Origin of the sequence: Pseudescherichia sp. AS216 (assembly GCF_037152055.1) — a bacterium.
Taxonomy (GTDB): Bacteria; Pseudomonadota; Gammaproteobacteria; order Enterobacterales; family Enterobacteriaceae; genus Pseudescherichia.
In genome coordinates, this window is record NZ_JBBCMV010000001.1 from 740320 (window position 1) to 762316 (window position 21997).

Consider the following 21997-nt stretch of genomic DNA (forward strand, 5'->3'; position numbering starts at 1 on the left):
TTACTCGCAGAGTGCGTTATTCAGGCTGCTGCGGGCGCGTTGCCGGGGCGGTAGCCTGATGGGTAGCGCTATGGCCGCCCGCAGAACCTTTGCCATCGAAGTCAAACGCCGGGCGAACCCAGTCGCTGTGACGCGGCGGCTCAGGAACGTATTCCGGGGCTGGCGCGCGAGTCATCGGCGCGGTGGCAAAGCTGTGCAGTGCCTTAGCGGCGACAGGTTGAGCGGCAACAGCAGGCTTAACGTCTGCTTCCGGCTTCGGCTCGACAGCAGGCTTCGCTTCTGGCTCAGGCTGGGCTTCAACCACAGGCTGCGCTTCCACGGCTGGCTTCACCTCAGCTTCTGGCTGCGCTTCCGCGACAGGCTCAGCGGCTTTCACCTCTTCAACCACTTCGGCTGGTGCTTCAGCAGGCTCTGCGATCTCCGCGATGTGCTCAGCAACCGGCACGTCTTCCGGGGCGATCAGCTGCGGCTGCTCGTCAACCGGCGTCTCAATCGCTTCAGGATGCGTAGTGTCTACTGCGGCAGGCTGCGGCTCGCTCACGGCGGCTTGCGGCTCGACGACGGTAGGCTCAACGGCTGTCGGTTCAACTACTGTCGGTTCAACTACAGCAGTTTCAACAACTGTCGGTTCAACTACAGCAGGTTCAGCGCTAACAGATGCCGCAATCGGCTCTGCTACTGGCTCAACGATCGGCTGCTGGATAGCTTCCGGTGCGGTTTCAACGGTGGTCTCATCCTGTACCGGCTCAACGTTCTGCGCGACCGGGTAGCGGATCCACACTTTACCTGACGCCATCTCCGGCGATGCACAGGCTACGGTCAGCGGCATCGGGGACTGGGTCGGGTAGCGCTCGTCACGGTAGCGACGACGGCGCTGGCCGCTGACGCGCAGGTGACGCGGAGAACGACGTGAACGGCGCGGCATCCCGGCGTTATCACGATTCTCGCTGGACTCTTCCTGCTCCTGAACCGGCTGCTCAACAACCGCAGGCAGATCTACCTTCGCCAGCTCAGTATGGGATGCCTGGGCATCTGTCACCGGCGTCGCGGCAGCGATCTCATCAACACCAGCGTCGGCAGACGGCGCAGACTCAAAGCGCACTTTCTGGCTCAGCTGGCGCTGTTTACGGCGCGGCATCACCTGAACGCGATCTTCCTGTTCCGCTTCGACTTCCAGGACTGGCTGCTCTTCGCGGTTCAGCACTTTAACTTCTTGCTGAGCCTGACGTTTTTCGTCGTTGCGACGACGGTTGCGCTCGCGGCGGGACTGCTGCTGCTCATCGCGGGATTTAGACTTATCTGCGTCCTCAACAACGGCCTGCGGCTGACGGACTTCGCGAACTTCACCGTTCGGCTGCTGTTTTTCACGGCGACCACGGCGATTCTCGTCACGCTCACGGTTGTCGCGGTTATCACGATTGTCGCGGTTATCACGGCCTTCGCGCGCTTCTGCGCCTTCGCTACGGCTGTCGCGACGTTCGTTACGATCGCCACGATCTCCGCGGTCGTTGCGGTCACGGCGGTTGTTCTGGCGCGGCTTACGACGCTCCTGGGAACGGGCCGGTTTCTCTTCTTTAACTTCTTCTTCCGCTTTAACCTCAACCGGCTGGCTGGCAGGCTCGCTGGCGAATACCTTCTTCAGGGCGCCAAAGAGACGGCCCAGCAGGCCCGTTTCCGCCGGAGCGGCAGGCTGTGCAGCGGCTGGCTGTGCTTTTTCTTCAGCAACCGGCGCGGACTGTGGCGCAGGCGCAGGCGGAATGTCAGGCATCACGAAGGTGGCCAGCGCAGGCTGTTCAGGCTGTTTGCGCTCGGCGTACTCCTCTTCGGACGGCAGCGCCATCGCCTCTTCATGCAGCTTCGGCAGCTTATAGCTCAGGGTCGAGGTCTCTTCGCCTTTGCGCACGCGCAGCACGGAGTAGTGCGGGGTTTCCATCTGGTCATTCGGCACGATAACGCACTTAATGCCGCCCTGACGCGCTTCGATCGCGCTTACCGCAGCGCGTTTCTCGTTAAGCAGATAGGAGGCAATCGGCACGGGAACAATCGCGTGAACTTCCTGAGTGTTCTCTTTCAGCGCTTCCTCTTCGATCAGGCGCAGAATAGAGAGCGACAGGGATTCGTTGTCACGAATAGTGCCGGTACCGCTACAGCGCGGGCAGACGTGATGGCTGGACTCGCCGAGGGACGGGCTCAGACGCTGGCGGGACATCTCCAGCAGGCCGAAGCGCGAAATATGGCTGATCTGAATACGGGCGCGATCCTGACGCACGGCTTCACGCAGGCGGTTTTCAACCGCACGCTGGTGGCGAACCGGGGTCATATCGATAAAGTCGATGACGATCAGGCCGCCGAGGTCGCGCAGGCGCAGCTGGCGGGCGATTTCGTCTGCCGCTTCCAGGTTAGTATTAAACGCCGTCTCTTCGATATCGCCGCCGCGGGTTGCGCGGGCGGAGTTGATATCAATCGCGGTCAGCGCTTCGGTGGAGTCGATAACGATAGAGCCGCCAGAAGGCAGACGCACTTCGCGCTGGAAGGCGGACTCGATCTGCGATTCGATCTGATAGTGGCTGAACAGCGGGATTTCACCGGTGTAGAGTTTGATTTTGCTGCTGAAGTCAGGACGGCCCAGCGCAGCGATATGCTGGCGTGCCATCTCCATCACTTTCGGGTTGTCGATGAGGATCTCACCGATATCCTGGCGCAGATAGTCGCGGAAGGCGCGAACGATAACGTTGCTCTCCTGGTGGATCAGGAACGGAGCAGGGCGGTTTTCAGCGGCTTTCTTGATCGCTTCCCAATGCTTCAGGCGGAAGCTTAAGTCCCACTGCAGCGCTTCGGCAGATTTGCCTACGCCTGCGGTACGAACGATCAGCCCCATGCCGTCCGGCATATCCAGGCTCGCCAGCGCCTCTTTCAGCTCGGTACGGTCATCGCCTTCAATACGGCGAGAGATGCCACCCGCGCGCGGGTTGTTTGGCATCAGAACCAGATAGCTACCGGCCAGGCTGATAAAGGTGGTTAAGGCCGCGCCTTTATTACCGCGCTCTTCTTTGTCAATCTGGACAATGACCTCCTGGCCTTCGCGCAGCACATCTTTGATGTTCGGGCGGCCATGGGCACTGTAGTTTGCAGGGAAATATTCGCGGGAGATCTCTTTCAGAGGTAGGAAACCGTGACGCTCAGCACCGTAGTCAACAAATGCGGCTTCAAGGCTCGGTTCAATACGGGTAATTTTACCTTTGTAGATGTTCGCTTTTTTCTGTTCGTGTCCCGGGCTTTCGATATCCAGGTCGTACAGGCGCTGCCCATCAACAAGGGCGACGCGCAACTCTTCCTGCTGAGTTGCGTTAATTAACATTCTTTTCATCGTAACTTACTCATTATTCTTACATTGACGACTAGGCTGCGGGCATAGTTAACGCCTTTCCGGGGTGAACCGATGGCCTCGTGTCTGTTCACGTCGCCAACCTCACGGTTATCGCACGCTTAAGAGGCGCAGAGTGTCGGTTGCCTGTATTTCATACGGAAAAACAGCGCAATTATCAGGGGAACTGCCTGGGTATTACTCTCCAGGGTCGATCCCTCTACCGGTAAGGACTGCAACCCGCAGCCCGCTAAGTGCCTGAAGGATCAATACGTCTTACGCCATTGCTGCGTGGATGATCGGACAGGCAAAACTGGTCATTCCGCAAATTTCCTTGTTTAACAAGATTCAAGCGGAAAACAGCCTCATTATTCCTTGCTAAATCTGTTATAGCAAGATGACTTTTGCCATTTATCACCCGGTTACTAACAGTTTTTTCACGTTTGCCCAGGGATTGTGCTAAAACCCAGCGAAAAGCGTGATGACGGTCAACATGACACCGATAGAGATAAATATAAGCACATAAAAATGAGTGGCGCGAATCGGGCGAGGCTTTTAGAATCGCCCCCCATGAAAACTGAGACTCCATCCGTAAGAATTGTTGCTATCGCGGCCGACGACGCCGGGCAACGCATCGATAACTTTTTACGCACCCAGCTGAAGGGCGTGCCGAAAAGTATGATTTACCGCATCCTGCGTAAAGGCGAAGTGCGGGTTAACAAGAAGCGCGTGAAGCCCGAGTATAAGCTGGAGGGCGGGGATGAGGTGCGTATCCCGCCGGTACGCGTTGCCGAGCGTGAAGAGGAGGCGGTGTCACCGCATCTGAATAAGGTAGCGGCGCTGGCGGATGTCATCCTTTATGAAGACGATCATATTCTGCTGCTGAACAAGCCGTCAGGCACCGCCGTCCACGGCGGCAGCGGGCTGAGCTTCGGCGTCATTGAAGGCCTGCGCGCTCTGCGTCCGGAAGCGCGCTTCCTGGAGCTGGTACACCGTCTGGACCGGGATACCTCCGGCGTGCTGCTGGTGGCCAAGAAGCGCTCGGCGCTGCGCTCCCTGCATGAGCAGCTGCGCGAGAAAGGCATGCAAAAAGATTACCTGGCGCTGGTGCGCGGCCAGTGGCAGTCGCATGTCAAAACGGTACAGGCTCCGCTACTGAAAAATATTCTGCAGAGCGGGGAGCGGATCGTCCGCGTGAATAGCGAAGGCAAACCGTCAGAGACGCGCTTTAAGGTTGAGGAGCGCTATGCGTTTGCTACCCTGGTGCGCTGTAGCCCTATTACCGGCCGTACTCACCAGATTCGTGTTCATACCCAGCACGCCGGGCATCCCATCGCCTTTGACGATCGCTATGGCGACCGCGAGTTTGATAAGCAGCTGGCGGGAACCGGGTTAAACCGACTCTTCCTGCACGCGGCGGCGCTGAAGTTTACCCATCCGGGAACCGGCGAAACTCTGCGCATTGAAGCCCCGCTGGATGAGCAGCTCAAACGCTGCCTGAAGGTACTGCGCGGGTAACGTAATGCCCGGCGAGCCTGCCGGGCATTACTCACTTCATGCTAACAGCGGATTGCAGTGCTCCCGGCGCAGCATCTGGCACAGCGCAATCAGCGGCAGCCCCACCAGCGTATTTGGATCCCGGCCCTCAAGACGGTCAAACAGCGCAATCCCTAATCCCTCGCTTTTAAAGCTGCCGGCACAGTTCAGCGGCCGCTCCTTACGCAGATAGTCAGCAATCTCCTGCTCGCTCAGGTGGCGAAAGTGGACGTCAAACGGTTCACACTCGGTTTGCAGATGACCGGTGGCGGAGTTATAGAGCGCCAGCCCGGTATAGAAGGTGATGATATTACCCCGCGCCTTCATGAGTTGCTGAAAGGCTTTCTCCTCCGTTAACGGCTTGCCGGTGATTTCCCCGTCCAGCACACAGACCTGATCGGAGCCAATAATCAGGTGGTGAGGGTAGCGTTCCGCCAGCGACTGGGCCTTGGCCTGCGCCAGGCGCAGCACCAGATGACGCGGCGATTCGCCAGGCTCTGGGGTCTCATCCACGTCCGGTGCGGCGCACTCGAAGACAATGCCGAGTTTTTCCAGCAGCGCGCGGCGGTAAGAAGACGTGGACGCAAGAATAATATTCGACATATTTTTTCTACCCTATATGGCATAACGAGGTCAGGCATTTTAAACTACAGGCCGCAATGTGTGCGAATAATTGGCAAAAGGCAATCACAGACTGCCTTTTTCTTTGACTCCAGAACGTTACAAAGTTAATATGCGCGCCCTATGCAAAAGGTAAAATTACCCCTGACTCTTGATCCGGTTCGTACCGCTCAAAAACGCCTTGATTACGAGGGTGTATACACTCGTGAGCAGGCCGAGCGCGTCGCTGAATCCGTAGTCAGTGTAGACAGTGATGTGGAATGCTCCATGTCGTTCGCTATCGATAACCAGCGCCTTGCGGTTTTAACCGGCGATGCAAAAGTTTCGGTAACGCTCGAGTGTCAGCGCTGCGGCAAGACGTTTGCCCATCAGGTCTACACGCAATATTGTTTTAGCCCGATCGTCAAAGACGAGCAGGCCGAAGCACTCCCGGAAGCGTATGAACCGATTCAGGTTAACGAATTCGGTGAAATCGACCTGCTGGCACTGGTCGAGGATGAAATTATCCTCTCCTTGCCGGTAGTGCCGGTGCATGATTCTGAACACTGTGAAGTGTCCGACGCGGACATGGTCTTTGGTGAACTGCCTGAAGAGGCACAGAAGCCAAATCCATTTGCCGTATTAGCCAGCTTAAAGCGTAAGTAACAGGTTTCTCCGTAGTAATGGAGTTACCGTAATTGAGGAGTAAGGTCCATGGCCGTACAACAAAATAAACCAACCCGTTCCAAACGTGGCATGCGTCGTTCCCATGACGCGCTGACCGCAGTCACCAGCCTGTCTGTAGACAAAACGTCTGGTGAGTCTCACCTGCGTCACCACATGACCGCTGACGGTTTCTACCGCGGTCGCAAGGTTATCACTAAGTAATCACGCTTTACTCAAAGTATTTCGCGTTGCAGGAAGGCGGCAAGTGAGAGAAGCCCCTGAGCATAGATAACTATGCGATTGGGGTGACCGAACGTAGCTAACGCCCCTGCGGCGTGAAAGACGAAGAGTAAAAAGCGTGATGAAGCTTAGTGAGGAAATCCCCGTGTAAGCGGGGGTTAACCGAACCAGGCACGACGATACCTTGACACGTCTAACCCTGGCGTTAGATGTCATGGGGGGCGATTTTGGCCCTTCCGTGACAGTGCCTGCAGCATTGCAGGCACTGCATTCTAACCCTCAACTCACACTTCTGTTAGTCGGTCATCCCGACGCTATCACGCCATTACTTGCTAAAGCCGATTTTGATCAGCGCTCGCGCCTGCAGGTTATTCCTGCCCAGTCGGTTATTGCCAGTGATGTCCGTCCCGCCCAGGCCGTGCGCAACAGCCGGGGTAGCTCTATGCGTATAGCGCTTGAGCTGGTCAAAGAGGGGCGTGCCGAAGCCTGCGTCAGCGCAGGCAATACCGGGGCGCTGATGGGGCTGGCTAAGCTACTGCTTAAGCCCATTGACGGTATTGAACGTCCGGCGCTGATGACGGTGCTGCCGCATCAGCAGAAGGGCAGAACCGTGGTGCTGGATCTCGGCGCTAACGTTGACTGTGACAGTACCATGCTGGTGCAGTTCGCCATTATGGGATCGGTGATGGCTGAAGAGGTCATCGGTATTGAACATCCGCGCGTGGCGCTGCTCAATATCGGGGAAGAAGAGGTCAAAGGCCTCGACAGCATCCGCGATGCGTCGGCGCTGCTAAAATCGATCCCATCGATCAACTATATTGGCTATCTTGAAGCCAATGAGCTGCTCACCGGCAAAACGGACGTGCTGGTCTGCGACGGCTTTACCGGCAACGTGACGTTGAAGACGATGGAAGGCATGGTCAGAATGTTCCTGTCGTTGCTGAAATCGCAGGGCGAAGGCAAAAAACGGTCGTGGTGGCTGCTTTTATTAAAGCGTTGGTTACAAAAAAGCCTGACAAGGCGATTCAGTCACCTCAACCCCGACCAGTATAATGGTGCCTGTCTGTTAGGATTGCGCGGCACGGTGATCAAGAGTCATGGTGCAGCCAATCAGCGCGCGTTTGCAGTCGCGATTGAACAGGCAGTGCAGGCGGTGCAGCGGCACGTCCCCGAACGGATTGCCGCTCGCCTGGAATCTGTGTTACCGGAAAAAGACTGAGCGTATATGTATACGAAGATTAGTGGTACCGGCAGCTACCTGCCCGAGCAAGTGCGAACCAACGCCGATCTGGAAAAGATGGTCGATACCTCTGACGAGTGGATTGTCACCCGCACAGGCATTCGTGAGCGCCGCATTGCCGCCCCGGATGAGACCGTGGCAACCATGGGTTTCGAAGCTGCTAAGCGCGCCATCGACATGGCGGGCATTGATAAAACTGAGATCGGTCTGATCATCGTCGCCACCACCTCGGCGACCCATGCTTTCCCCAGCGCGGCCTGCCAGGTGCAGAGCCTGCTGGAGATCAAAGGCTGCCCGGCATTTGATGTGGCTGCCGCCTGCGCAGGCTTTACCTATGCCCTGAGCATTGCCGATCAGTATGTCAAAAGCGGTGCGGTGAAGCATGCGCTGGTGATCGGCGCTGACGTGCTGGCCCGTACCTGCGATCCGACCGATCGCGGAACGATCATTATCTTCGGTGACGGCGCGGGCGCGGCAGTGCTGAGCGCATCCGAAGAGCAGGGTATCATCTCTACCCATCTGCACGCAGACGGGAGCTACGGCGAGCTGTTAACGCTGCCGAACCTGGATCGCGTCACGCCGGACAGCCCCACCTACCTGACCATGGCGGGTAACGAAGTCTTCAAAGTGGCCGTGACCGAGCTGGCGCACATCGTTGAAGAGACGCTGGCGGCGAATAATATCGATCGCGCCGAGCTGGACTGGCTGGTTCCGCACCAGGCGAACCTGCGCATTATCAGCGCGACGGCGAGAAAGCTGGGTATGGAGATGGACAAAGTGGTCGTTACCCTTGACCGTCACGGCAATACCTCTGCGGCGTCGGTGCCTTGTGCGCTGGATGAAGCCGTGCGCGACGGACGTATCAAGCCGGGCCAGCTGGTGCTGCTTGAGGCCTTCGGCGGCGGGTTCACCTGGGGCTCTGCGCTGGTTCGTTTCTAGTATTAAGGATAAATAAGATGACGCAATTTGCTTTTGTGTTCCCGGGACAGGGTTCTCAGACCGTGGGTATGCTGGCCGATGTGGCAGCACAGTTTCCGCTGGTGGAAGAGACGTTCCGTGAAGCTTCTGCGGCGCTGGGCTATGACCTGTGGGCTCTGACCCAGCAGGGCCCGGCAGAAGAGCTCAACAAAACGTGGCAGACACAGCCCGCGCTGCTGACGGCTTCCGTCGCACTGTGGCGCGTCTGGCAGCAGCAGGGCGGTAAAACCCCGGCGCTGATGGCAGGCCATAGCCTGGGCGAATACTCTGCGCTGGTGTGCGCGGGCGTGATCGATTTCGCCGATGCCGTACGTCTCGTTGAGCTGCGCGGCAAATTTATGCAGGAAGCGGTACCGGAAGGCACCGGCGGCATGTCGGCGATTATCGGCCTTGACGATGCGGCGATTGCTAAAGCCTGTGAAGAGGCTGCTGAAGGCCAGGTTGTCTCTCCGGTGAACTATAACTCGCCGGGTCAGGTGGTCATTGCCGGGCATAAAGACGCGGTTGAGCGTGCAGGCGCGGCCTGTAAAGCAGCGGGTGCTAAACGCGCGCTGCCGCTGCCGGTAAGCGTGCCGTCCCACTGCGCGCTGATGAAGCCCGCAGCAGAGAAGCTGGCCGCCGAGCTGGAAAAAATCACCTTCAACGCGCCGGCTATTCCGGTGGTAAACAACGTTGACGTGAAGTGCGAAACCTCGCCGGAAGCTATCCGTGATGCGCTGGTCCGCCAGCTCTACAGTCCGGTACAGTGGACTAAAAGCGTTGAATTTATCGCTTCTCAGGGCGTTACGCACCTGTATGAAGTCGGTCCGGGCAAAGTGCTTACTGGCCTGACCAAGCGTATTGTTGACACCCTGACCGCCTCGGCTATTAACGAGCCTGCGGCACTGTCAGCGGCGGCTGAGCAATAAACAAGGAACCCAAAACCATGAGTTTTGAAGGAAAGATCGCACTGGTTACCGGTGCAAGCCGTGGCATTGGCCGCGCAATTGCTGAAACCCTCGTTGCCCGCGGCGCGAAGGTGATCGGTACCGCGACCAGCGAAAGCGGCGCGCAGGCCATCAGCGACTATTTAGGTGCAAACGGCAAAGGTTTACTGTTAAACGTGACCGATCCTGCATCTATTGAATCTGTGCTGGAAAATGTCCGTGCAGAGTTTGGCGAAGTGGATATTCTGGTCAATAATGCCGGGATTACCCGCGACAACCTGTTAATGCGGATGAAAGACGACGAGTGGAACGATATCATCGAAACCAATCTCTCTTCTGTTTTCCGCCTGTCAAAAGCGGTAATGCGGGCTATGATGAAGAAGCGTCATGGTCGCATTATCACTATCGGTTCTGTGGTGGGTACCATGGGAAATGCTGGTCAGGCTAACTACGCTGCGGCGAAAGCAGGCCTGATCGGTTTCAGTAAGTCGCTGGCGCGTGAAGTTGCGTCCCGCGGTATTACTGTAAACGTTGTTGCTCCGGGTTTTATTGAAACGGACATGACGCGTGCGCTGACCGAAGATCAGCGTGCGGGTACGCTGGCAGCGGTTCCGGCGGGTCGTCTTGGCGATCCAAAAGAGATTGCCAGCGCGGTAGCATTTTTAGCTTCTGACGAAGCGGGTTACATCACTGGTGAAACCCTGCACGTCAACGGCGGAATGTATATGGTTTAACCACGTTATTTCCTAAAGCATCAAATGGAAATAATTTTATTTGCGTTATCAGCCCAATTGGCCTCAAAATAGCGCAAAATCGTGGTAGGACCTGCCGGGATTTAGTTGCAAATTTTTCAACATTTTATACACTACGAAAACCATCGCGAAAGCGAGTTTTGATAGGAAATTTAAGAGTATGAGCACCACTATCGAAGAACGCGTTAAGAAAATTATTGGCGAGCAGCTGGGCGTTAAGCAGGAAGAAGTGACTAACAATGCTTCTTTCGTTGACGATCTGGGCGCGGATTCTCTTGACACCGTTGAGCTGGTAATGGCTCTGGAAGAAGAGTTTGATACTGAGATTCCGGACGAAGAAGCTGAGAAGATCACTACTGTTCAGGCTGCCATTGATTACATCAACGGTCACCAGGCATAAGTGAACATCTCCAGGCGGTCATTCGACCGCCTGAGTTTTATCTTTTTCTCCCACCCATCTCTTTTTTATCCCTCCCTGGAGGACAAACGTGTCTAAGCGTCGTGTAGTTGTGACCGGACTTGGCATGTTGTCTCCTGTCGGCAATACCGTAGAGTCTACCTGGAGTGCTCTCCTTGCCGGTCAGAGTGGCATCAGCCTGATCGACCATTTCGATACTAGCGCCTATGCAACAAAATTTGCTGGCTTAGTAAAGGATTTTAACTGTGATGACATCATCTCGCGCAAAGAGCAGCGCAAGATGGATGCCTTCATTCAATATGGAGTTGTTGCGGGCTGGCAGGCCATGCAGGATTCTGGCCTTGAGGTCACCCCAGAGAACGCTCACCGTATCGGGGCCGCTATCGGTTCAGGTATCGGCGGTCTTGGCCTGATCGAAGAGAACCACGCCTCGCTGGTTAACGGCGGCCCGCGTAAAATCAGCCCATTCTTTGTGCCCTCTACCATTGTTAACATGGTAGCCGGTCATCTGACGATTATGCTTGGTCTTCAGGGCCCGAGCATCTCCATCGCTACGGCCTGTACCTCTGGCGTGCACAACATCGGCCATGCGGCGCGTATTATCGCCTACGGCGATGCTGACGCCATGTTGGCAGGCGGCGCTGAAAAAGCCAGTACCCCGCTTGGCGTGGGCGGCTTTGGCGCAGCGCGTGCGCTCTCCACCCGTAACGACAATCCGCAGGCGGCAAGCCGTCCGTGGGATACAGATCGTGACGGTTTTGTGCTGGGCGACGGCGCGGGTATGGTCATGCTGGAAGAGTACGAGCATGCGAAAAAACGCGGCGCGAAAATCTATGCCGAACTGGTTGGCTTTGGTATGAGCAGCGATGCCTACCACATGACCTCGCCGCCGGAAAACGGCGCGGGTGCGGCGCTGGCGATGACCAATGCGCTGCGTGATGCCCAGCTGGATCCGGCGAAGATTGGCTACGTTAACGCCCACGGCACCTCCACCCCGGCCGGCGATAAAGCCGAAACCCAGGCGGTGAAATCCGTGTTTGGCGAAGCGGCAAGCCGCGTTATGGTCAGCTCCACCAAATCCATGACCGGTCACCTGCTGGGCGCAGCGGGCGCGGTAGAGTCTATCTACTCCATCCTGGCCCTGCGCGATCAGGCGATCCCGCCGACCATTAACCTGGATAACCCGGATGAGGGTTGCGATCTGGACTACGTTCCGCATGTCGCACGCCAGGTGAGCGATCTGGAGTACACCCTGTGTAACTCCTTTGGCTTCGGTGGTACTAACGGCTCGCTGATCTTTAAACGGATCTAACGCCGTATGACCGGGTAGCCTCTGTGCTGCCCGGTCCGTTCAACATGTTTTCCCTTTCAATTCAGCTTTCTCCGCTTGTCCTGTGTTTCGCATCCTGCCAGACTACCCGGCCACGGATAGAGGAGCCGCTATGTTCTTGATAAATGGCTGCCAACAGCAGACGCTGGCGGCGAACGACAGGGCTGTACAGTTCGGCGACGGCTGCTTTACCACCGCCCGGATCCAAACCGGTGAGATCCAGCTGCTTCAGGCCCATCTTGCGCGCCTGCGCGATGCCTGTGAGCGCTTATTTATCCCGTTTACCGACTGGGCTATCCTCGAGCAGGAGATGATCGCTCTGGCAGGTCGTCAGCAGACGGGCGTACTGAAGGTGATGATCACCCGGGGTGCGGGCGGGCGCGGTTACAGTGCCGCGGGTTGCCAGACGCCTACGCGCATCCTGAGCCTGTCAGCGCTGCCTGCCCACTATGCCCGCTGGCAGCAGGAGGGGATCACCCTCGCGCTCAGCCCGATCCGGCTGGGGCGTAACCCGCATCTGGCAGGTGTAAAGCATCTTAACCGCCTGGAGCAGGTGCTGATTCGTACTCATCTTGAGCAGACGGCAGGCGACGAGGCGCTGGTTCTTGACAGCGACGGGTTGCTTACGGAATGCTGTGCCGCGAATTTATTCTGGCGTCAGGGCATGAGGGTATTTACGCCCTGTCTTGACCAGGCAGGCGTGAAGGGCATTATGCGTCAGTTTATTATCGACCGGCTGACCGCCTCGGGCTTTACCTTCGCGGAAGTTGCCGCGCGGCCGAAGGCGCTGGCCGATGCCGATGAGGTGCTGATCTGTAACGCGCTGATGCCTGTCGTGCCGGTTAACGCCTGCGGCGAGTGGGAGTGGACATCCCGCGAGCTGTATTCCTTTTTATCTCCCCTTTGTGAGCGTGCGATCTCGTCATGAAGAAAATGTTTCGTTTTGTTGTACTTCTGCTGGTGCTGCTGGGCATTGCTGCCGGAGCAGGTTACTGGAAGGTTCGCCAGCTGGCGGAGAGCAAGCTGCTCATTAACGCAGAGACCATCTTTACCCTGAAAGCAGGCACCGGTCGCCAGGCGCTGGGAACCCAGCTCTATAGTGAGAAGATTATTAATCGTCCTCGCGTCTTCCAGTGGCTGTTGCGCGTGGAGCCTGCGCTCTCCCATTTCAAAGCCGGGACCTATCGCTTTACCCCGGATATGTCGGTGCGCGACATGCTGCGGCTGCTGGAGAGCGGCAAAGAGGCGCAGTTCCCGCTGCGGCTGGTAGAGGGGATGCGTCTCAGCGACCTCCTGAAGCAGCTTCGCGATGCGCCCTATATTCAGCACACCCTGAAAGATGACAGCTACGCCACGGTGGCAGAGGCGCTTAAGTTTGAGCATCCTGAGTGGATCGAGGGGTGGTTCTGGCCCGATACCTGGCTCTACACTGCCCATACCACTGACATCACCATGCTTAAACGCGCCCATGATAAAATGGTCGCCGCGGTGAACAAAGCCTGGGAAGGGCGGGCGGAGGGTCTGCCGTATAAAGATCAAAACCAGCTGGTGACCATGGCCTCGATTATTGAAAAAGAGACGGCGGTAGCCAGCGAGCGGGATCGGGTCGCCTCGGTCTTCATCAACCGTCTACGTACCGGCATGCGTCTGCAAACCGATCCCACCGTTATTTACGGCATGGGCGACAGCTACACCGGTAAAATCAGCCGTAGCGATCTGGAAACGCCAACGGCGTATAATACCTATACCATTAGCGGCCTGCCGCCGGGACCGATTGCCATCCCGAGCGACGCATCGCTGCGTGCCGCTGCGCATCCGGCTAAAACGCCGTATCTCTATTTTGTTGCTGACGGCAAGGGGGGGCATACCTTTACCACCAACCTCGTCAGCCACAACCGCGCGGTGCAGGACTATCTGAAAGTGCTTAAGGAAAAAAATGGCCAGTAAATACATCGTTATCGAAGGGCTGGAAGGGGCCGGAAAGACCACCGCCCGCGATACCGTCGTGGAGACGCTGACCCAGCTTGGGGTGGGCGAGATGATCTTTACCCGCGAGCCGGGCGGGACGCAGCTTGCCGAAAAGCTGCGCAGCCTGGTGCTGGACATCAAATCGGTAGGTGATGAGGTCATTACCGACAAAGCCGAAGTGCTGATGTTCTATGCTGCCCGCGTCCAGCTGGTGGAAACGGTCATCAAGCCCGCGCTGGCCCGCGGCTGCTGGGTGATCGGCGATCGCCACGATCTCTCTACTCAGGCCTATCAGGGCGGCGGACGCGGTATTGATGCGCATATGCTGGCCACCCTGCGCGACACCGTATTAGGCGATTTTCGTCCCGACCTGACGCTCTACCTCGACGTTGAGCCGGAAGTGGGCCTGAAACGCGCCCGCGCCCGGGGCGAGCTGGACCGCATCGAGCAGGAGTCCTATGACTTCTTCCATCGCGCCCGCGCCCGTTACCTTGAGCTTGCCGCTGCCGATCCGCGGATTAAAACCATCGACGCTACGCGATCCCTCGACGAGGTGATGAGCGACATTCGTCAGACGGTCACCGCCTGGGTGCAGGAGCAGGGCGCATGAAATGGTATCCATGGTTACGCCCAGACTTTGAAAGCCTGGTCGCCAGCTACCAGGCCGGACGCGGACACCATGCGCTACTGATCCACGCTCTGCCCGGTATGGGTGATGAGGCGTTAATCTATGCTCTGACGCGCTATCTGCTCTGCCAGCAGCCCGACGGACATAAAAGCTGCGGTCGCTGTCGCGGCTGTCAGCTGATGCAGGCCGGAACGCACCCGGATTACTATGTGCTGGAGCCGGAGAAGGGCAAAAGCACGCTGGGTATTGATGCGGTGCGTGCGGTGAGCGAGAAGCTTTACGAGCATGCACGCCTGAGCGGCGCGAAAGTAGTGTGGGTCAGCGATGCGGCCCGGCTGACCGAGGCCGCCGCTAACGCTCTGCTTAAAACGCTGGAGGAGCCCCCGGCCAATACCTGGTTCTTCCTCGCCTGCCGTGAGCCGGCCCGCCTGCTGGCCACTCTGCGCAGCCGCTGCCGCCTGCATCACCTTGCGCCACCGGACGAGCGCTATGCCTGCGCCTGGCTGTCGCGGGAGGTCCAGGCCTCGCCCGAGGCGATCCTGACGGCGCTGCGGCTCTGCGGCGGTGCGCCTGGCGCGGCACAAACCCTGCTCTCTACCGATGCGTGGGCGCAGCGCCAGACGCTGTGCGCTGCCGTGGATGCAGCCCTGACCAGCAGCGACTGGCTCTCTCTGCTGCCCGCGCTTAACCATGACAGCGTTGCCGATCGTCTGCACTGGCTGGCCTCGCTCTATCTTGACGCCATGAAAATCCAGCAGGGAGCGACGCAGATCGGCAACGCCGACGCCTATCCGCTGGTCACCCGGCTGGCGAGAATTATTGCGCCTGCGCGTTTGCGGGCTCTCCTGGCGGCGATCTTTACCTGCCGGGAGCAGCTGCTGACCGTGACCGGCGTTAATCGCGAACTGCTGCTAACCGATTTACTCCTGAGCCAGGAGCACTGGCTGCAACCCGACGCCGTGCTGCCTGTATCCCATCTTTAAGAGAGACATTATGTTTTTAGTCGACTCCCACTGCCATCTTGATGGCCTTGATTATCAATCCCTGCACCGGGACGTGGACGACGTGCTGACCAAAGCGGCCGCCCGCGACGTTAAGTTTTGCCTTGCGGTGGCTACGACGCTGCCGGGCTACCGCGCCATGCGTGAGCTGGTGGGCAATCGTGACAACGTAGCTTTCTCCTGCGGCGTGCATCCGCTTAATCAGGACGAGGCGTATGACGTTGAGGAGCTGCGTACCCTGGCGGCAGAAGAGGGCGTCGTAGCCATGGGCGAGACCGGGCTGGATTACTTCTATACCCCGGAGACCAAACCCATTCAGCAGGAGTCGTTCCGCAACCATATCCGCATTGGTCGCGAGCTGAATAAGCCAGTGATCGTCCATACCCGCGATGCTCGCGAAGATACGCTGGCGATTCTGGCCGAGGAAAAGGTGACGGATTGCGGTGGCGTACTACACTGTTTCACAGAAGACAGAGAAACGGCAGGAAAGCTGCTGGATATGGGGTTCTATATCTCGTTCTCTGGCATTGTTACTTTCCGTAACGCTGAACAGCTGCGCGACGCTGCACGCTACGTACCGCTGGACAGAATGCTGGTGGAGACGGATTCACCCTATCTGGCACCGGTTCCGCACCGGGGCAAAGAGAACCAGCCTGCAATGACCCGCGACGTTGCGGAGTACATGGCAGTGCTGAAGGGCGTATCGTTGGAGACGCTGGCGCAGCAGACCACGCAAAACTTCGCCACGCTGTTCCATATCGACCCCGCGCGTCTCCTATCCCGCCCATAAGTCTGTTTTTTTAAGGCTCGTAATTAATTGACAATGCGAGTACAGTGCACCGCCATAAACTTGGCGGTGAGTCGACTTTTTGATACTTTCAGACTCCGTTTTTGTAAATAAGTGAAAGTTTTCCGGTGACCGCGTTTTGAAACGTGATAACCGTCAAACAAACTTAGGGCGATTTATTTTACTCTGTGTAATAAATAAAGGGCACTTAGATGCTCTGTCCAGGGCGCGGTTCTCCCCCCGTGCCAATGCGTGAAAACGTAAAAAAAGCACAAATACTCAGGAGCACTCTCAATTATGTTTAAGAATGCATTTGCTAACCTGCAAAAGGTCGGTAAATCACTGATGCTGCCCGTTTCCGTACTGCCCATTGCAGGGATCCTGCTTGGCGTCGGTTCGGCTAACTTCACCTGGCTTCCAGAAGTGGTTTCCCATGTTATGGCAGAAGCGGGCGGTTCCGTTTTTGCTAACATGCCTCTGATTTTCGCTATCGGTGTTGCACTTGGCTTCACCAATAACGACGGCGTGTCTGCGCTGGCGGCAGTGGTTGCCTATGGCATCATGGTGAAAACCATGGCCGTGGTTGCGCCGCTGGTGCTGCATCTGCCTGCGGAAGAGATTACGGCGAAACACCTGGCTGATACCGGTGTTCTTGGCGGGATCATCGCAGGTGCGATTGCTGCCTACATGTTCAACCGCTTCTACCGCATCAAGCTCCCTGAGTATCTGGGCTTCTTCGCTGGTAAGCGCTTCGTGCCGATCATCTCTGGTCTGGCTGCGATCTTCATGGGCGTGATCCTCTCCTTCATTTGGCCACCGATCGGTACGGCTATCCAGACCTTCTCCCAGTGGGCTGCTTACCAGAACCCGGTTGTGGCGTTTGGTATCTACGGCTTCATTGAGCGCTGCCTGGTACCGTTCGGTCTGCACCACATCTGGAACGTTCCTTTCCAGATGCAGATTGGTGAATACACCAACGCGGCAGGCCAGGTCTTCCACGGCGATATCCCACGCTACATGGCAGGTGACCCGACCGCAGGTAAACTCTCTGGCGGCTTCCTGTTCAAAATGTACGGCCTGCCGGCTGCTGCGATTGCCATCTGGCACTCTGCAAAACCGGAAAACCGTGCCAAAGTGGGCGGTATCATGATCTCCGCCGCGCTGACCTCGTTCCTGACCGGTATCACCGAGCCGATCGAGTTCTCCTTCATGTTCGTTGCGCCGATCCTGTACGCAATCCATGCGGTGCTGGCAGGTCTGGCCTTCCCGATCTGTATCCTGCTGGGTATGCGTGACGGGACCTCCTTCTCACACGGTCTGATTGACTTCATCGTGCTGAGCGGTAACGGCAGCAAACTGTGGCTGTTCCCGATTGTTGGCCTGTGCTACGCGGCAATCTACTACACCGTGTTCCGCGTGCTGATCAAAGCGCTGGATCTGAAAACCCCAGGTCGTGAAGACGCAACCGAAGACACTAAAGCTGGCGCAACCAGCGAGATGGCTCCGGCACTGGTCTCCGCCTTCGGTGGTAAAGAGAACATCACTAACCTCGACGCCTGTATTACGCGTCTGCGCGTAAGCGTGGCCGACGTGGCGAAGGTTGACCAGGCTGGCCTGAAGAAATTGGGTGCAGCGGGTGTGGTGGTTGCAGGTTCGGGCGTTCAGGCTATTTTCGGTACTAAATCCGATAACCTGAAAACCGAAATGGATGAGTACATCCGCAACAGCTAATTTGCAGTCTGGGGAGACTGAGGGAGCCGTAAGGCTCCCTTTTTTATGCGCTATATTAAGATTTCTATAAATGCTGAAACCGAAAGGAAGTCTTATGCCACAACCCACGCTATTTACCCCGCTACGCATCAGAAATCTGGAGATTGAAAACCGGATCGTGATAGCCCCCATGTGCCAGTACTCCGCTGAAGAGGGATGCATGACTGACTGGCACATGATGCATCTGGGGCAGCTGGCGCAATCCGGTGCGGGTTTGCTGACCATTGAAGCCACTGCCGTCTCCCCTGAAGGGCGTATCACCTTTGCCGACGTCGGTCTCTATGATGATAAGAGTGAGGCAGCCATGGCCCGGGTGCTTGATGCAATCCGTAAATGGTCGGATATGCCCATTGCGATCCAGCTGGCTCATGCGGGAAGAAAAGCATCGACCTACAAACCCTGGGATCAACAGGGGCAAATTCCGCCTGATCAGCAGGGCGGGTGGCAAACGTTAGCCCCCTCCGCCGTTCCCTACACCACGGGCTACACGCTCCCGACCGCCCTGGACAGTGCCGGACTAGACGAGGTTCGCACCCAGTTTGCCAATGCCGCAAAACGCGCTGCCAGGCTGGGTATCGATCTAATTCAAATTCACGCCGCACATGGTTATCTGCTGCATCAGTTCCTGTCGCCGTTATCAAACCAGCGCACCGATGAGTACGGCGGCTCACTGGAAAACCGCGCCAGATTCCCACTGGAAATTTTTGACGTGGTCCGTGAAGCCTTCCCAACAGAAAAAGCGATCAGCGTGCGCATCTCCGCGACGGACTGGGTAGAGGGCGGATTCAATATTGAGGAAGCCGTGGCGTTTGCAAAAATGCTTGAAGCGCGCGGTGTTGATGCGATCCATGTATCAAGCGGGGGTCTCCATCCCGATCAAAAAATCGATGTCTATCCGGGCTATCAGGTTCCGCTAGCACGAGCAGTGAAGTCCGCAGTCACTATTCCGGTGGTAGCCGTTGGATTGATTACCGAAGCCCAACACGCAGAGTCCATTGTCGCGAGCGGCGATGCAGATATTATTGGGATTGCGCGTACGGCGTTGTACGATCCGCGTTGGCCGTGGCATGCCGCCGCAACGCTGGGCGCACAGGTGAGGGCAGCCAGCCAGTATCTTCGCTGCCAGCCTCATACGCAGAAGAACCTGTTTAAGTCCTGACATAGCAGGGGGCGACCCCGACACAAATTAAAAAAATGGGGCCCGAAGGCCCCACGCAGTTTGCTTAACGGTATGTTAAACGGTTATTCAGGAAGCGCGTAAACGACAACCTGATCGCCTACCTGATCCTTCAGAATAGTATTGCCCCCCGCGACAAAGGCGACATACTGACGGCCTTTGTACTCATAGATCGAGGGGTTCGCTACCGCAGGTGCTTCTACCTGATCGGACCATAGCTCTTCACCGCTATCCACTGAATAGGCGCGAACTTTGGCATCCATGGAGGCACCGATAAACACCACGCCCCCTGCCGTCACGGCTGGACCACCGATGGTCGGGGAGCCCCAGCTCTCTGGCATAAAGAAGCCATACTGCTGCGATGCACCCACTGGACGACGCCACTTCACATCCCCCGTGTGCATATCCAGCGCTACGATTTCACCAAATGGGGGTTGCCAGCACGGCATGCCAAGCCAGTTATTCGCCACCATCAGACGCATACCGTAAGGTGCACCTTCCTGAGGCGCAAAGCCGCTCTCATTGCCGGAACCTTTATCCGCCTTTTTATAATCTTCACGGCTATAGAGTTTCAGGTACTGCACAATATGTGAGGTATTGACGATGGCAATCTGTTTTTTCGGATCGAACGCCACACCGCCCCACTGAACGCCACCGGCACTGTCTGGATAGGTCAGGGCACCTTCTCCCTTGGTCGTAGGCGGCGTGTACATTCCGTCGTAACTCAGCTTATCCCACAGGCGAGAGCACTGGCCCGCACCTACGGCATCTGCCAGTTTCCAGATCTCTGGCTTCTTCGATTGATCGAGCAGCGGCGCAGGCTTCGTCGGGAAGGGCTGCGTTGGCGAAAGCACTTCACCCTGTACCGAACCATCTCCCTGTGGTACCGGACGCTCTTCAATCGGCCAGACATCTTCGCCCGTCAGGCGATTCACAACAAACAGAAAGCCCTGTTTGGTCGCCTGTACCAGTGCCGGGATCTGTTTGCCATCGACGGTGATATCCATCAGGGTCGGCGCAGAGTTGATATCGTAATCCCACACGTCGTGATGAACCCATTGACGAGACCAGACAACTTTACCGGTATTGATATCCAGCGCAGTAGTGGAGGTTGCAAGCGGAATAGGTTTAACACGATTGCCACCCCAGTAGTTAGGGGAGGGGGACGAGACCGGGAGATAGACCAGGCCATTGGCCTCATCGGCAGACATATGGGTCCAGACGTTGGCTGTACCGGTGTGTTGGCGGATCTCTGCCGGAATCGCGTCAAAGGTCCACTCACGCGCGCCGGTTTGCGCGTTGATTGAGAACACGGTACCCGGAGGGGCCTCGGCATAGGCCCAGTCTTTACCCGCCCAGCCGACCAGCAGATGATTACCTACCACGGTTGGCGGCTGCAGGATAGATAACGGATATTTGGCGTTGACCGTGTTCCACTGATTGATATCCAGCACGCCGTTATCAGCAAAGCCTGCACACGGCTTCCCTGAGTCGGCATCCAGCGCATAGAGATGGCCGTCCACGTTACCCATATAAACGATTTTCTGGCATGCCTGTCCGGCGACCGGATTTTTAGCCTGCCAGTAGGAGACGCCGCGGTTCTTGAGAACCGGCTGGGTCAGGGCCTTGCGCGATGATTTAGTATCGTAATGCCACTTCTCTTTCCCTGTACCCGGATCGAGCGCAATCAGGCGATCAAAAGGGGTACCGATATAGAGCGTTTCGTTGGCAAAAATAGGCGTTGCTGACCAGACGGTGGCAGGGGTATCACCTTTGCCATCCGAGACGTCACCGGTATGAAATTCCCAGACTTTAGTTAATTTACTGACGTTGTCCGCCGTAATCTGCGTCAGTGGACTGTATTTCTGGGCGTTAAGCTGGCCATGAAAGCTGTCCCAGGTAGCAGTAGCAGGCACCAGCGGCGTGGCGGGCTGTACGGCAGACTCCACCTTCTGTCCGTCATTTTTGCCGGTTGAGACATCGTCAGTGGTTTTTGTGGTTCCTGGCGCCTGCTGATCGGCGGCATCGACGTTCAGCTTTTCCTGGGTTCCCTGAGAGGCCTCAGCGGCCTTCTCTTGTGCATGCAGCGAGAGCGGCGCAACCAGCAATGCGAGCGCCGTCATGCTGACTTTCAGTAATGGAGAATGTTTTTCGTTATGCACGGGCGGCTCCTCAGACTCTGGCGCGATGATTGGTACGAACGGAATTGCTGCTCAGCGCAATCAAACCAATCAGGCCGACTACCATTGCTGCAGTAATGAGGTACTGATGCAGCAATGCGCCTGCAAAACCAATACCGAACAACATGACAAGAGTGACAACAATCAGGAAAATACGCGTTCCACGGCGGGATGCAGCACGCAGTATGAAGGTCAGTATCGCCAGAAACACACTGGCAACGGCGACGCCGAGGGCACCGATAGTGCCGGTGACACCGGTAAGCGGCGTTAGCCACGCATATAAAGCGACTGCGAAGCCAATCACGGCAGATAGCAGCAGAAGTATACTGCCGAAGCGTGAGGGTTGAGATTGCAACATACCAGGAAATCCTCTCTCCAAAATGAACAATAATTAATCTGCTGTCGTAGTAGTCTACTGCGGCTAATCATCACGCAG

20 protein-coding genes are annotated in these 21997 nt (G+C 57.0%); 16 read left to right on the plus strand and 4 right to left on the minus strand.

Annotated elements, in window-relative coordinates; genetic code table 11:
* Nucleotides 1-16 precede the first annotated feature (16 nt).
* Complete coding sequence (rne, locus tag WFN61_RS03610; protein WP_337037678.1) at nt 17-3367, minus strand: ribonuclease E; 3351 nt, start codon at nt 3365-3367, stop codon at nt 17-19.
* A gap of 567 nt (nt 3368-3934) precedes the next feature.
* Between rne and rluC the strand changes: the two genes are divergently transcribed.
* Complete coding sequence (rluC, locus tag WFN61_RS03615) at nt 3935-4882, plus strand: 23S rRNA pseudouridine(955/2504/2580) synthase RluC (protein ID WP_186370500.1); 948 nt, start codon at nt 3935-3937, stop codon at nt 4880-4882.
* Nucleotides 4883-4918: 36 nt separating this feature from the next.
* Here rluC and WFN61_RS03620 read toward each other — a convergent pair whose 3' ends face one another.
* A complete protein-coding gene (locus WFN61_RS03620; RefSeq protein WP_144812535.1) occupies nt 4919-5503 on the minus strand; it encodes a Maf family protein in 585 nt (194 codons plus the stop codon).
* 141 nt (nt 5504-5644) lie between these two features.
* Here WFN61_RS03620 and yceD point away from each other — a divergent pair, with 141 nt between their 5' ends.
* The 15 genes from yceD (at nt 5645) to WFN61_RS03695 (ending at nt 19363) form a co-directional block, all read left to right on the plus strand.
* Nucleotides 5645-6166 (plus strand): 23S rRNA accumulation protein YceD, encoded by a 522-nt coding sequence (gene yceD, locus WFN61_RS03625; RefSeq protein WP_042392753.1) that lies wholly within the window; start codon nt 5645-5647, stop codon nt 6164-6166.
* Nucleotides 6167-6214: 48 nt separating this feature from the next.
* The gene (rpmF, locus tag WFN61_RS03630; RefSeq protein WP_042392755.1) at nt 6215-6388 is read left to right on the plus strand and encodes a 50S ribosomal protein L32; all 174 of its coding nucleotides are present in this window, start codon (nt 6215-6217) and stop codon (nt 6386-6388) included.
* Between the two features lie 202 nt (nt 6389-6590).
* Complete coding sequence (gene plsX / locus WFN61_RS03635; protein ID WP_144812532.1) at nt 6591-7625, plus strand: phosphate acyltransferase PlsX; 1035 nt, start codon at nt 6591-6593, stop codon at nt 7623-7625.
* 6 nt (nt 7626-7631) lie between these two features.
* Nucleotides 7632-8585, plus strand: coding sequence for a beta-ketoacyl-ACP synthase III (locus tag WFN61_RS03640; protein ID WP_144812529.1), 954 nt, complete (start codon nt 7632-7634; stop codon nt 8583-8585).
* Between the two features lie 17 nt (nt 8586-8602).
* Entirely contained in the window at nt 8603-9532 is a 930-nt protein-coding gene (fabD, locus tag WFN61_RS03645) for an ACP S-malonyltransferase (protein WP_238084348.1), read from the plus strand.
* Nucleotides 9533-9549: 17 nt separating this feature from the next.
* Nucleotides 9550-10284 carry a 3-oxoacyl-ACP reductase FabG gene (gene fabG, locus WFN61_RS03650; RefSeq protein ID WP_042392763.1) on the plus strand — a complete coding sequence of 245 codons (735 nt, stop codon included), beginning with the start codon at nt 9550-9552 and terminating at the stop codon, nt 10282-10284.
* A gap of 178 nt (nt 10285-10462) precedes the next feature.
* Nucleotides 10463-10702, plus strand: a complete 240-nt coding sequence (acpP, locus tag WFN61_RS03655; RefSeq protein ID WP_042392766.1) for an acyl carrier protein — start codon at nt 10463-10465, stop codon at nt 10700-10702.
* An 88-nt stretch (nt 10703-10790) separates the two neighbouring features.
* The gene (fabF, locus tag WFN61_RS03660) at nt 10791-12032 is read left to right on the plus strand and encodes a beta-ketoacyl-ACP synthase II (protein WP_144812523.1); all 1242 of its coding nucleotides are present in this window, start codon (nt 10791-10793) and stop codon (nt 12030-12032) included.
* Between the two features lie 130 nt (nt 12033-12162).
* Complete coding sequence (gene pabC, locus WFN61_RS03665; RefSeq protein ID WP_144812519.1) at nt 12163-12978, plus strand: aminodeoxychorismate lyase; 816 nt, start codon at nt 12163-12165, stop codon at nt 12976-12978.
* A complete protein-coding gene (gene yceG, locus WFN61_RS03670; protein WP_337037682.1) occupies nt 12975-13997 on the plus strand; it encodes a cell division protein YceG in 1023 nt (340 codons plus the stop codon). Before pabC ends, yceG begins: the two co-directional genes overlap by 4 nt.
* On the plus strand, nt 13987-14628 hold the full coding sequence (tmk, locus tag WFN61_RS03675) for a dTMP kinase (protein WP_154057040.1): 642 nt from the start codon (nt 13987-13989) through the stop codon (nt 14626-14628). The genes yceG and tmk overlap by 11 nt, the downstream gene beginning before the upstream one ends.
* Nucleotides 14625-15629 carry a DNA polymerase III subunit delta' gene (gene holB, locus WFN61_RS03680; RefSeq protein WP_337037684.1) on the plus strand — a complete coding sequence of 335 codons (1005 nt, stop codon included), beginning with the start codon at nt 14625-14627 and terminating at the stop codon, nt 15627-15629. The genes tmk and holB overlap by 4 nt, the downstream gene beginning before the upstream one ends.
* Before the next feature lie 10 nt (nt 15630-15639).
* The gene (locus tag WFN61_RS03685) at nt 15640-16437 is read left to right on the plus strand and encodes a metal-dependent hydrolase (RefSeq protein WP_257757217.1); all 798 of its coding nucleotides are present in this window, start codon (nt 15640-15642) and stop codon (nt 16435-16437) included.
* A gap of 294 nt (nt 16438-16731) precedes the next feature.
* Nucleotides 16732-18165, plus strand: a complete 1434-nt coding sequence (gene ptsG, locus WFN61_RS03690) for a PTS glucose transporter subunit IIBC (RefSeq protein ID WP_144812504.1) — start codon at nt 16732-16734, stop codon at nt 18163-18165.
* A 94-nt stretch (nt 18166-18259) separates the two neighbouring features.
* Nucleotides 18260-19363: an NADH:flavin oxidoreductase/NADH oxidase gene (locus tag WFN61_RS03695; protein ID WP_337037687.1), complete on the plus strand. Its 1104-nt coding sequence runs from the start codon at nt 18260-18262 to the stop codon at nt 19361-19363.
* 83 nt (nt 19364-19446) lie between these two features.
* Here WFN61_RS03695 and WFN61_RS03700 read toward each other — a convergent pair whose 3' ends face one another.
* Both WFN61_RS03700 and WFN61_RS03705 read right to left on the minus strand, forming a co-directional pair.
* A complete protein-coding gene (locus tag WFN61_RS03700; protein ID WP_312282154.1) occupies nt 19447-21543 on the minus strand; it encodes a pyrroloquinoline quinone-dependent dehydrogenase in 2097 nt (698 codons plus the stop codon).
* Nucleotides 21544-21553: 10 nt separating this feature from the next.
* Nucleotides 21554-21919 (minus strand): hypothetical protein, encoded by a 366-nt coding sequence (locus WFN61_RS03705; RefSeq protein ID WP_144812490.1) that lies wholly within the window; start codon nt 21917-21919, stop codon nt 21554-21556.
* Nucleotides 21920-21997: the final 78 nt, after the last annotated feature.